Annotated in this window: 10 protein-coding genes; 6 read left to right on the top strand and 4 right to left on the bottom strand. The window is 73.4% G+C overall.

Annotation, left to right across the window (positions count from 1 at the left end; translation table 11 throughout):
* Positions 1-610: 610 nt before the first annotated feature.
* The 3 genes from ACZ6QO_RS26370 to ACZ6QO_RS26360 all read left to right on the top strand — a co-directional run bounded on the left by ACZ6QO_RS26370 (position 611) and on the right by ACZ6QO_RS26360 (position 5807).
* Entirely contained in the window at positions 611-946 is a 336-nt protein-coding gene (locus tag ACZ6QO_RS26370; RefSeq protein WP_465854282.1) for a hydroxyisourate hydrolase, read from the top strand.
* Between the two features lie 139 nt (positions 947-1085).
* Positions 1086-2894, top strand: a complete 1809-nt coding sequence (locus tag ACZ6QO_RS26365) for a 2-isopropylmalate synthase (RefSeq protein WP_465854312.1) — start codon at positions 1086-1088, stop codon at positions 2892-2894.
* A 114-nt stretch (positions 2895-3008) separates the two neighbouring features.
* The gene (locus ACZ6QO_RS26360) at positions 3009-5807 is read left to right on the top strand and encodes a helix-turn-helix transcriptional regulator (protein WP_465854281.1); all 2799 of its coding nucleotides are present in this window, start codon (positions 3009-3011) and stop codon (positions 5805-5807) included.
* Here ACZ6QO_RS26360 and ACZ6QO_RS26355 read toward each other — a convergent pair.
* Positions 5749-6972 (bottom strand): hypothetical protein, encoded by a 1224-nt coding sequence (locus ACZ6QO_RS26355; protein ID WP_465854280.1) that lies wholly within the window; start codon positions 6970-6972, stop codon positions 5749-5751. The two genes, ACZ6QO_RS26360 and ACZ6QO_RS26355, sit on opposite strands and share 59 nt — an antisense overlap.
* Before the next feature lie 241 nt (positions 6973-7213).
* Between ACZ6QO_RS26355 and ACZ6QO_RS26350 the strand changes: the two genes are divergently transcribed.
* Entirely contained in the window at positions 7214-8032 is an 819-nt protein-coding gene (locus ACZ6QO_RS26350) for a DUF2637 domain-containing protein (RefSeq protein ID WP_465854279.1), read from the top strand.
* Positions 8033-8053: 21 nt separating this feature from the next.
* Here ACZ6QO_RS26350 and ACZ6QO_RS26345 read toward each other — a convergent pair whose 3' ends face one another.
* The gene (locus ACZ6QO_RS26345; protein ID WP_465854278.1) at positions 8054-8608 is read right to left on the bottom strand and encodes a mycothiol transferase; all 555 of its coding nucleotides are present in this window, start codon (positions 8606-8608) and stop codon (positions 8054-8056) included.
* Between the two features lie 126 nt (positions 8609-8734).
* On the opposite strand from ACZ6QO_RS26345, the gene ACZ6QO_RS26340 reads away from it, so the two are divergent.
* Positions 8735-9526 (top strand): alpha/beta hydrolase family protein, encoded by a 792-nt coding sequence (locus tag ACZ6QO_RS26340; protein ID WP_465854277.1) that lies wholly within the window; start codon positions 8735-8737, stop codon positions 9524-9526.
* 279 nt (positions 9527-9805) lie between these two features.
* Positions 9806-10498 (top strand): YoaK family protein, encoded by a 693-nt coding sequence (locus ACZ6QO_RS26335; RefSeq protein ID WP_465854276.1) that lies wholly within the window; start codon positions 9806-9808, stop codon positions 10496-10498.
* Between the two features lie 13 nt (positions 10499-10511).
* Here the strand turns inward: ACZ6QO_RS26335 and ACZ6QO_RS26330 are convergent, their stop codons facing one another.
* Together ACZ6QO_RS26330 and ACZ6QO_RS26325 are read right to left on the bottom strand one after the other, a co-directional pair.
* Positions 10512-11183 (bottom strand): nucleotidyl transferase AbiEii/AbiGii toxin family protein, encoded by a 672-nt coding sequence (locus tag ACZ6QO_RS26330; RefSeq protein WP_465854275.1) that lies wholly within the window; start codon positions 11181-11183, stop codon positions 10512-10514.
* Positions 11183-11581: a hypothetical protein gene (locus ACZ6QO_RS26325; RefSeq protein WP_465854274.1), complete on the bottom strand. Its 399-nt coding sequence runs from the start codon at positions 11579-11581 to the stop codon at positions 11183-11185. Before ACZ6QO_RS26325 ends, ACZ6QO_RS26330 begins: the two co-directional genes overlap by 1 nt.
* Positions 11582-11609: the final 28 nt, after the last annotated feature.

Raw genomic sequence — 11609 nt, 5'->3', positions numbered from 1 at the left:
ACGGCGGGCCGCGCCCGGGACGGCTTGGGCGCCGTGGCCGCCGGCGGCGACTGCGGGGGAGAGAGGCCGATGGCCGCGGCCGCTGCTCTGAGCGCTCATTTCCTTGACCTCTTCCGGTGTCGCGGTGCGGTCGTCCATCAGCGATTCGCTGGAACACCGTCAACGTAGAAACCATCACCATTCGGTCCTTATCGGATCGCTTCTCGCCCGCCATCCCGGCAGCTCAGGGGTATACATCCGCTTATTTCTGGTCTTTTCTGATATCGCCGGGCGCATTGGCCGTCCCGGACGTCGTCCGCGCGGCGCGAAAAGCGGTCTGAGCTGCGCCGACGCCCTCAGGAACCGGAGGAGAGGGCGGCCATGAATAGAAACCGGAAAGCGGATCGATAGCCCCGTTAGGCACTCTTGCCCCCAGGCCGGGACTGGCCTGGCGTCACGCCGGCGCCGGCGCGTCCCGCCGTACACGCGTCGCGCGAGGGACGGTGGTCCGTGCGGACGAACGCCCCGGAACCGCGCGCGTGCACGCAGTGGGGAGCGCCGGTCGGCGGCGCGCAGGCGCGATGCTTAGGGCTGTCCGTCGCGGCGGGCACGGCAGATAGGTGTGCTGGACATGAGTGTTACCGCGCAGGCGTTGGACGGCGTCTACGGCCGGTCGGCCGCCGGCGTGCGAGCCCGCCTGGAGCGCGACGGCATCGGTGGATGGCACGACCTGGCCGACGCCGAGACCGACAGCGAGGGCCGCATCAGCGAGTGGCGGGACAAGAAGCTCGAACGCGGGCTCTACCGCATCGTCTTCGACAGCGACTACTACTTCGTCGGCCTCGGCGTCAGCGCGGCGTACCCGGAAATCATCGTGACATTCCGAATGCAGGATGAGACGGACTCCTACCAGATACAGGTGATGCTGTCCCCGTATTCGTATTCCACCCATTTCCGGATCGCGTGACCGACGGCATTCCCGCCGTGCCCGGTCCGGCCTTCCCCCTCCCGGGCGGCGCACGGCGGCGCAGGGCGTACCAAGGGGAGAAGGGAACCACACCGTGACCACAGTCGACACCACCGAGGCCGCCCGCGGCCTCGCCGCCATCGGCCCGGCCGCGCACCGGGCGGCCCGCTACCGCCCTTGCGCGCCGGTGGACCTGCCCGGCCGCCGCTGGCCCGGCAACGTCATCACCTCCGCCCCGCGCTGGCTGTCCACCGACCTGCGCGACGGCAACCAGTCGCTCGCCCGCCCCATGGGCCCCGAGCGCAAGATGGCGATGTTCGACCTTCTGGTGCGCATGGGCTACCGCGAGATCGAGATCGGCTTCCCGGTCGCCAGCCAGGACGACTTCACCTTCGTGCGCGCCCTCATCGAAGGCGACCGCATCCCCGACGACGTGCGCGTCTCGGTGCTGGTGCAGGCGCGCGACGAGCTGATCAGGCGCACGGTGGAGAGCCTGGAGGGCGCCCGGCGCGCCACCGTCCACCTGTACAACGCCACCTCGCCGCTGTTCCGGCGGGTGGTCTTCGGGATGGACCGCGACGAGTGCAAGGACCTCGCGGTGCGCGGCACCCGGCTGGTCATGAAGTACGCCGACAGGCTGCTGGGCGACTGCGACCTCGGCTTCCAGTACTCGCCCGAGCTGTTCAACGACACAGAGCCGGAGTTCTCGCTGGAGGTGTGCGAGGCCGTCATGGACGAGTGGGGCCCGGACGAGGGGCGGGAGATCATCCTGAACTTCCCCACGACCGTCGAGCGCTCGATGCCGAACGTCTTCGCCGACCAGATCGAGTGGATCGACCGCAACCTCACGCGCCGCGGGCACGTCTGCCTGTCGGTCCACCCGCACAACGACCGCGGCACCGGCGTCGCCTCCGCCGAGATGGCGCTGCTCGCCGGGGCGCAGCGCGTCGAAGGCTGCCTGTTCGGCAACGGCGAGCGGGCCGGCAACGTGTGCCTGGTCACCCTGGGCCTCAACATGCTCGCCCAGGGCGTCGACCCCGGCATCGACTTCTCCGACCTGGACGGCGTGCGCCGCACCGTGGAGCACTGCAACCGGCTGCCCGTCCACCCCCGCCACCCCTACGGGGGCGACCTGGTGTACACCTCGTTCTCCGGCTCGCACCAGGACGCGATCAACAAGGGCTTCGACGCCATGGAGCACGCCGCCGCCGAGGCGGGCGTTCCCGCCCGGCGCCTGCCGTGGGAGATGCCCTACCTGCCGATCGACCCGCGGGACGTCGGCCGCACCTACGAGGCGGTGGTCCGCATCAACAGCCAGTCCGGCAAGGGCGGCGTGGCCTACATCATGGGCGCCTGGCACGGGATGAGCCTGCCGCGTCCGCTCCAGGCCGACTTCGCCCGCGTGGTGCAGGCGCACGCCGACGCCGAGGGCGGCGAGGTCGCGCCCGAACGGGTCAAGGACCTGTTCGACCGCGAGTACCTGGAGTACCCGGCCCTGCCCATCCCGCTGGTGTTCACCGGCGACCCGGTGATCGCCGAACTGCACATCGACGGCGGGGGCTTCGAACTCGGGGCCGCGCGAGGAGCCCGCGTGGCGGGCCTGAAGGAGGCGCTGGCGCGCTGGGGCGTGGAGGTGCGGGCCGTCCACCACACCGCCCGCGACGCCTCGCACGCCAGGGACGCCGGCGCGGAGGCGGTGGTGGTCTACGCCGAGTGCAGGGCCGGCGGCAGGTCGATCTGGGGCGCGGGGGTCGCGGCGGAGACGGGCGCCGCCGCGCTGTCGGCGGTCCGGTCGGCCATGACCCGCGCCCGCATGGACCGCGTTCCCGCAGGGCAGGAGGCCCCCGCCGCGCACGCGCGGCCGCTCGCGGCCACGGCGTCCGCCGCCGTCCCCGCACCTCGCGCCGCCCGCGCGGCGGCGATCCCACCATCGATAGCGGCTCGATAACAGCTGGAAGGCGCACCAACTTAGCGTGGCAACCAACTTCGAATTCGGACAAGTACTGACAAATGGAAGGCGCCACGCGGCGACAGCTGTAAACGTCGACAAGGGAGGCTCGTCATGAGCCTGATCGAACGACAGGAGGCGCTGACCTCCTTGGAGGGGCTCCTCGCCAGCGCAATCATGGGTAAGGGCAGGGTCGCCCTGGTCAGCGGCACGGTCGCGACCGGCAAGAGCGACCTGCTGCACTCCTTCGCCGAGCAGGCCGAGCTCGGCGCGCTGCCGATCATGGCGACCGGCTCGCTGGCCGAGAGAGACCTGCCCCTCGGCGTGATCGGGCAGCTCATCCATGATGCTCCGCTCGTCATGGAGGAGCGTGACCGGGCCATGGCCCTCCTGGAGGAGGGCGCCCGCACCGTCATGCCGACGGCCTCCGGCGGCGAGCCGCTCAACCAGGTGGACGCCCAGATCGTCCACTCCCTGTGCACCGTGCTGCTCGAACTGTCCGAGCGCTACCCGTTGATGATCGTCGTGGACGACGTGCACCACGCCGACCGGGCCTCGCTGCTGTGCCTGGCCTACCTGTCGCGCCGGGTGCGCTTCGCCCCCATCGTCGCGGTGTTCAGCCACTCCACCCACGGCCGGTACGCCGAGACGTCCTTCCCCACCGAGCTGCTCCGCCAGCCCCACTGCCGGCGCATCCAGCTGTCCCCGCTGTCCCAGGCCGGCGTCATGAGCGTGGTGGCCGAGCAGGCCGGCAAGGAGCCGGCCGAGCGGTTCGCCGCCGAGTGGTACAACCTCAGCGGCGGCAACCCGCTGCTGGTGTCCGGGCTCATCGAGGATTACCAGACCGCGCTCAGGAGCACCGGACGCGCCCCGGCCGAGCTGGTGCCGGGCGAGGGGTACGGCCAGGCGGTCGTCTCGTGCCTGCACCGCGCCGACCCCAAGATGCTCCAGGTCGCCTCCGGCCTCGCCGTCCTCGGCCACCCCGACTCGCTCGACGGCCTGCTCGGCGCCGGACAGGAGTACGTCAGCCGCGAGCTGCACTCGCTGTCGGCCGCAGGCCTGCTGTCCATGGGCCGCTTCCGCCACGAGTCGGCGCGCGCCGCCGTCCTGGCCGAGCTCGACCCCGTCGAGCGGGCCGACCTGCACCGCCGCGCCGCGGTGCTGACCTACGACGGCGGCGGGTCCACCACGGCGATCGCCGACCACATCCTGCACGCCGGCCGGGTCGAACAGCCCTGGGCCGTCGACGTCCTGGAAGAGGCCGCCCGCCACGCCCTGCGCGAGGGCCAGGTCGAGCCCGCCGTCGCCTACCTGCGCCTGGCCTGCCGCATCTGCTCCGACGAGCAGCAGCGGGTCAGGATCACCACCGCCCTGATGCGCGCCGAGTGGCGCATCAACCCCAGCACTCCGACCGGGCACTTCCCCGAGCTGACCGACGCGCTGCACCGGGGGAACCTGCGCGGCAGCGACGCCGTCGTGCTGGCCAAGGCCCTGCTGTGGCACGGCAGGTTCGCCGACGCGGAAGAGGTGCTCAAGCACCTGGCCGAGGCGTCGGAGTCGGGGGAGAAGTTCGACGCCGACACCGTCACCGAGCTGGTGGTCACCCGGCCCTGGCTGCGCTGCTCCTACACCTCGTTCCTGTCGCACCTGCCCCAGGTGAGCGGCGAGCAGTCCCGCGCGGCCATCCTGTCCGTGGCCGCCTACCGCCGGCTGGAGTCGGCGATCACGCTGGCCGCCGTGCTCACCCGCGGGCCGCGCGACGAGATCGTCGCCGTGGTGGAGCGGATCCTGCGCGGCTCCCGGCTCGACGAGGTGTCCATGGACACCGTGGAGAGCGCCCTGCTCGCCCTCACCTACGGCGGCCGTCCCGACAAGGCGGCGCCCTGGTGCGACCTGTTCATCGACGAGGCGTCCTCACGGCACGCGCCCAGCAGGCAGGCGCGGCTGTCGGCCATCCGCGCCGAGATCGCCCTGCGCCAGGGCGACATGCTGGGCGCGGAGTTCCACGGACGGCTGGCCCTGGACATCATCTCGATGAGCGGCTGGGGCGTCGCCGTCGGCGGCCCGCTGTCCAGCCTGATGATCGCCTCGACGGCGATGGGCAAGTACGAGGCCGTCAACGACCTGCTCGACCAGCCGGTGCCCGAGGCCATGTTCCAGACCCGCTGGGGCCTGCACTACCTGCACGCCCGCGGCCGCTACAGCCTGGCCACCGAGCACCCGCAGCTCGCGCTGCGGGACTTCCAGCGGTGCGGCGAGCTGATGGGCCGCTGGGACCTGGACGTCCCCTGGCTGATCCCGTGGCGCGCAGAGGCCGCCGAGTCGTGCCTGCGCCTGGGCCGGCCCGACCAGGCACGCCGGCTGGTGGAGGAGCAGATCAGGCGCTGCGGGACCGCCGCCCCCCGCGTGCACGGCATCGCCATGCGGCTGCTCGCGGCGACCAGCGAGCCCCGGCACCGTCCCATGCTGCTGCGCCAGGCCGGAGACCTGCTGCAGTCCGGCGGCGACCGGTACGAGCTGGCCCGCGTGCTGGTGGACCTCACCGACGCCTTCCACGCGCTCGGCGAGTACCGCCGCGCCGGCATGATCGGCGGCCGGGCCCGCGCCGTCGCGCAGGAGTGCCACGCCGACCCGCTGACCCGGTCGCTCGCCCGCGACGGGGACGCGAGCGCCGTCCCCGCGCCGGGCGCCGCCACCGAGACGGCGGACGTGACCGCCATCCTCAGCGACGCCGAACGGCGGGTCGCGGTGCTGGCCGCCGCCGGCTACACCAACCGCGAGATCGCCGACAAGCTCTACGTCACCGTGAGCACCGTCGAGCAGCACCTGACGCGCACCTACCGCAAGCTGGACATCACCAGCCGCGCGGAGCTGCCGTCGACGCTGGAACTCGGGACGTCGCTGCCCGCGTGACACCGAGCTCCCGCATGGCGCGCGCCGCGCCGGTCCTCCTGGCGAGGTCCAGCGCGCGGCGCGCCGCCTGCGCGCAGCGCTCGCCCTCGTGGGCGTCGGCGTAGGCGTGCGCCAGGCGGGCCAGGTCGTAGGCCGTCTCGCGGCTGAGCCCCGCCGAGGGCAGCTCCCGCTCCAGGATCTCGATCGCGTCGTCCGGACGGCCGAGGTCCAGCAGGCACTCGGCGGCCAGCAGGTCGTGCAGGGACGGGGAGTAGTCGAAACCGAACCTCGGCCGCTCCTCGGGCTCCTCGCCGGGAGGCTCGGCCGACTCCTCGAGGCGGCGGTGGCACAGATCCTCCTCCCCCGCCATCGCGTGGCCCAGGGCCTCGCGCAGGCGGGCGACCTTGTCCAGGCGCGGGGAGGGGACGGCGTGCTCGCGGGCCGCCACCGCGATCTCCACCACCTCGCCCGGGTCGCTGCCCGGCCCGGTCAGCGCCGCCCGGCCGGCGAGGGTGTAGGCCACCAGCCGCTCGTCCTGCGCCTCGGCGGCCGAGCGGCGCGCCCGGTCCGACCACGACAGCGCCCGCCGCAGGTCGCCGGCCTCGTACCACATGCGGCTGACCGCCTCCGCGTCCTGCGACGACAGCGTGATCAGAGCCCTTCGCACGCCGGGCCCCGCCTCGCCGCGGAACCCCTGGAGCACGCCGAACACCGCGGAAAGCGCGCCCGCCGGCTCGGCCGGACGCCGGTCGGGCCGGTCGCAGGCCTCCAGCACGGCCGACAGGTAGGCCACCGTCCGCTCGTCGGCCCGGCGGGGGTCCTCTATCGCCCGGCCGGTCCGCTCCTCCTCCTCGGCGGTGAACCGGCCCGGCAGCAGCGGGACCCCGGTGAGGTGATGCCACAACGCCGTCCCGGCAGGCTCCCCGCTCTCCTGGCCGAACAGCTCCTCCTCCCGCGCGCCGAACACCCGGCACAGCAGCTCCGCCTGCCGCCCGCCGGGCCGCCGTTCCCCGGCCTCCCACGCGCGGATCGCGGCGGTCAGCTCCTCCCCGGACGGCAGGCGGTCCCGGGTGTCCTCGTCCGCGGCGCCGGCCATCCGCCCGGCCAGCTCCTCCCGGTTCCACAACCTGCCGCGCCGCCACGCCCGCAACCGCGCGGACCACAGAGGGATGTCGATGCCGATCATCGCGCTCCTTCCGACATGCGTGCGAGTGGGCACGGACATGCCCGCCTTCCATCCTTCGCCGTCCCCGCCCCGCCCTCATCCCCCAACCTGAGGGGGAGAACGCCCGAACCCGCCCAGCCGCCCGCATGAGCGGAACAGGACGACCCGCCGGCCGGGCCTCGCCGGCTCGTCCGGGGTGATTCGCGGGCCGCTTGTCACCTTTCGGGCACGCCGACATTTCGGACATGGGACCATGCTTCGGGTGAGCGAGATCAAGCAGGCCCGTCGGGGCGGGGATCAGCTGATCCGGGTGTCGATGACCGTCGTGGTGCTGGCGGTCGCGGCGGTGGCGGCGTGGGTGTCGTACTGGCACGCCGTCGCGGTGATCGAGAAGTACGGCGCCGAGGACGAGATGTCGGCGCATCTGGTGCCGGCCACCGTGGACGGCATGATCTACGCCTCGTCCATGGTGCTGCTGTGGTGCGCCCGCTATCGGCTCAAGGTGCCGGCGCTGGCCCGGTGGGCGCTCGCCCTCGGCATCGCCGCGACGCTGGCGGCCAACATCCTGCACGGCATCGAGCGCGGCCCGCTCGCCGCGGCGCTCGCCGCGTGGCCGGCGATCGCGCTGGTCATCTCCTACGAGCTCATCATGTGGGTGGTCCGCTCGGGCCGCGAGCTCGCCGACCGGGCCCTCATCGCGACCGGCCGGACCGGTGCGGCGAACGCGGACCCGAGGCGACAGGCGGGCCCGGCGAGCGGGCCGGCCGCCGGGCAGGCGGGCGAGGCGGCCGGGGCGGGCGCGCCCGCGGCGGCGTCCGGCTCGGGCGAGCGGGCATCACGAGCGGCCGCGCCGGCGACGCCCGTGATCGAGCCCATGCCGGGGGCGGCGCCGCCGCAGGGCGGCGACGAACCGGTGCGCGACGGGCAGACCGAGCGGGACCGGCGGGCCATGGTGGCGGGCCTGCTCGCCCAGGACCCGAGCATGACCGGAGCCGCGCTCGCCCGGGCGCTCGGGGTGCACGAGACCACCGGCCGCAAGTACCGCCGCGAGGCGCTGAACGGCAACGGCCACTCGGCATAGCGGGCCCCGCGGGACCGCGGCTCAGCTCACCGGGCGCCAGCCGGGCGGAGGATCCTCGCCGACCCGGCCGTCGACCGCCTCGCGCAGCAGGTCGGCGTGGCCGGTGTGCCTGCCGTACTCCTCGATCAGGTCGCAGACCAGGCGGCGCAGGCTGGCGTGCTCCCCGTCCGGAGTGGAGATGTGCGCTTCCTGGCCGAGGCCGCCGTCGGCCAGGGCGGCCCGCAGCGTGGCGCGGGAACGGGCCACGGCGTCGTCCCAGAGCCGGTACAGGTGCTCGGGACCGTCGGTGTCGGCGGAGGTGAACTGCCAGTCGTCGCCGCCCTCCCAGTCCTCCTCCCAGGGGGAGCCGATCGACTTGCCCTGGAACTTGACGTTGAACATGTAGTCCTCGGCCACGGCCAGATGCTTCAAAAGGCGGCCGATGGTGAGGGTGGAGGCGCCGACGCGGGCGCGCAGCCCCTCCTCGTCCAGGCCGTCGGCCTTCCAGCGGAAGGTGGTGCGCAGTCGCTCGAGCGCGCCCACCAGGTGCGCGGCCTCGTCGCCGGCCAATGGCGGTTCCCACGGAGTATCGGTCACTACGCAACCCTGGCACAGACCCGTGAACACCGTCGACGGATCCGCCTCCGCCGGGGGATCGGCCGCCCCGGCTCTTCGGCGATAGGGTCGGGACGACAGATCTCGGGCGTGCGCGCGGGAGGCACGGTGATCCGCCACCACGAGTTCCACCACGACGGGCTCACGTTGCGGGCCGCCGTGCACGTGCCCGAGCGGCCGTCCGGGACGCGCCTGCCGGTCGTGGTGTTCGTCCACGGCTTCACGGGCAACCGCGTGGAGAGCCGCTCGTTCGTCCTCATGTCGCGGCTGCTGGAGAGCGAGGGCATCGCCTCGGTGCGGTTCGACCTCTCCGGGCACGGCGAGAGCGACGGTGACTTCTTCGACGTCACCATCAGCGGTGAGATCGCCGAGACGCGGTCGGTCGTCCGGGCCGCGCGCGCCTTCGACTTCGCCGACCCCGATCGCGTCGGCCTGGTCGGGATGAGCATGGGCGGCGTGGTCGCCGGCATCGTGGCCGCCGAGGAGCCGGGCATCCGCGCCCTGTGCCTCTGGTCGCCGGCCGCCGTCGCCCCCTTCGAAGTGGGAGCCGGCCGCGTCAAGGGACGTGACGTCGCGGCGGACATCAAGGAACACGGCTACTTCGACGCCGACGGCCACCGCATGAGCCCGGCCCTGGTCGCCGACATCGCCGCTCTGGACGTCTACGGGCGCAGCGCCCCGTACGCGGGCCCCGTGCTGATCGTGCACGGCGACCGGGACGACATCGCGCCGATCTCCTACGCCCGCCGCTACCTCGACCACTACGACGGCGACGCCGAGATCGACGTCGTCGAGGGAGCCGACCACGGGTGGGGCGCCGTCCCGCACCGAACCCGCCTGCACCGGTCCACCTTGCGCTTCCTGCGGGAGCACCTGGGCGGGCGGTCGGTCGCCGGCTGAGCGGTGCGCCGTTCACTCGGCTGAGCGGGGCGTCGTCCACCGGCGCTTCTCCGCGCCGCGCGGTCACCGGCCCCGGTCCGGGTCCGGGTCCGTTCCCGCCGGACGGTTCGTCCCCGCCGGGCGGAAGGCCCTCCCGGGCGGGGAGCCAAGGCAGGGCGGCACGCGCCGGGAAGGCCGCGTCCGGGGGGACGGCGCCCGCCTGCGTTAGCGTCACGAAGTAGGCGCGGACGACGGGAAGGGGCCGGTCATGAGCCCGCTGGCCTGGCAGGACGGCCGATCGTGAGCGAGCCGGTGGGGAAGACCTACGACCCGCTGCCCGTGGCCCTCACGGCGCTGACGTTGCTGAGCGGATGCGTGGACGCGGTCAGCTTCCTGGCGCTCGGGCACGTCTTCACCGCCAACATGACCGGCAACGTGGTCATTCTCGGGTTCGCCGCCGCGGGCGTGCCCGGCTACTCGGCGACGGCGTCGCTGACCTCGTTGCTGGCCTTTCTCACCGGCGCGGTCGCGGGCGGCCGGATCACCGTGCACGTCCCCTCCCGCCGCTCGCGCGTCGTGCTCACCCTGGCCGCCGAGGCGGTGGCGGCCGGCCTGGGCGCCGGCGTGTCCGCCGCGCTCGGCCTGCAGACCGAGGGGCACCGGCATCTGGTGGTCGCCCTGGTCGCCGTCGGGATGGGGCTGCAGAACGCCATCGTGCGGGTGCTGGCCGTCCCCGACATGACGACGACCGTGCTGACCCGCACGCTCACCGGCCTGGCCGCCGAGTCCAGCCTGGCCGGGGGGAGCAATCCCCGTGCCCTGCGCCGGGCCGTCTCGGTGCTCTCGATCTTCTGCGGCGCCTCCCTCGGCGCCGTGCTGCTCGGGTACGCCGGGCCCGCATGGGTCCTGCTGGCGGTCGCCGCCGGGGTCGTTCTCACCGCCGCCGGCTACGGCCTGCACCCCGGCTCCCGCCACGAAGGACCGGGGCGGTGACCCACAGCCGGTGTCACAGCTCGGGGTCGACCTCGGTCTCCTCGGCGATGCGCAGCGACAGGTCCTCGTACCAGGCGAGGACGAAGGCCTTCACCCGGGCGATCTCATCTTCGTCAAGGCCGTACTGGGCGAACAGCGCGTCGTCGAGGGTGAGGCCGCTCTCAAGCTTGAACGCGAGGTTCGCGAGCGTGAACCCGTCTTCGAACAGCGCGCCCAGCCGCTCCAGGTCCGGCAGCCCGTACCGGTCGGCGACCGCGAGCACGTCGATGAAGTCGCGGGGGAGGGCCCGGCCGCACAGGGCGCCGACCTTCATGCCGACCACGTCGTCCATGCTCGCCACCGAGCAGAGCTCCATCTTGACCGCCGGTCGCTGCAGCGGCTCCTTCATCAGGTCCACGGCGGCGGACTGGCCGGTGACCGGGTCGCTCACCGTCATGCGGGCCAGCCGGGGACTGCCGCGCTGGTGGGCGACCTCCAGCCCGTCGTGCTCCAGCGCCCGCGCGAGGTCGGCGGCGACGTCCTCCAGCGGGGTGAAGGCGACGGTGGCGAAGTCCAGATCCTGGCTCGGGCGCTCCACCAGCCCGTGCGCGCGCATGGCGTACCCGCCCGCGAGCACCAGGCCGTGCTCGTCGCACACCTCCAGCGCCGCGTCCAGGACGCGCCGGTGGAACGGCGGCATGTCCATCAGGACACCGCCCGCGCCCGGACCGCCTCGCGGGCGCGGCGCAGCTCGGCCGCGACCTCGGCCTCCCGCGCCTTCGCCGTCTCGGCCAGGGCGGGGAACCGCGACTCCCACTCGGCCCGCGCCGCGGAATTGATCAGGCGGCGCAGCTTCGGCCAGACGTCGACGAGCAGGCGCGCGTCCAGGTGGGCCTCCACATCGGCCAGCATGCCCTCGGCGATCACGATCTGGTACATGCCCAGGCGGATCGCCGGATCACCTACGTCGAACACGCGCATGCCCGACCAGCACAGATGCAGCGGCAACGCCACTTCGCCGGCCGAGGGACCCCGCAGGTCGCCGAGCGACCGCGGCACCCGCTCGGCGATGTCGTCGTACCGTCCCGGCAACCCTGCCGCCATGCGGCCATTATGGTCCACGCGCCGCCGC

The organism is Sphaerisporangium sp. NPDC049457, from assembly GCF_055586705.1.
This window is presented reverse-complemented; position numbering and strand designations above follow the sequence as displayed.

Excerpts from the sequence above, each read along its gene's own strand:
- ACZ6QO_RS26355 (WP_465854280.1), bottom strand. The coding sequence starts at position 6,972 with ATGATCGGCATCGACATCCCTCTGTGGTCCGCGCGGTTGCGGGCGTGG.
- ACZ6QO_RS26325 (WP_465854274.1), bottom strand. The coding sequence starts at position 11,581 with ATGGCGGCAGGGTTGCCGGGACGGTACGACGACATCGCCGAGCGGGTG.
- ACZ6QO_RS26330 (WP_465854275.1), bottom strand. The coding sequence starts at position 11,183 with ATGGACATGCCGCCGTTCCACCGGCGCGTCCTGGACGCGGCGCTGGAG.
- ACZ6QO_RS26360 (WP_465854281.1), top strand. The coding sequence starts at position 3,009 with ATGAGCCTGATCGAACGACAGGAGGCGCTGACCTCCTTGGAGGGGCTC.
- ACZ6QO_RS26370 (WP_465854282.1), top strand. The coding sequence starts at position 611 with ATGAGTGTTACCGCGCAGGCGTTGGACGGCGTCTACGGCCGGTCGGCC.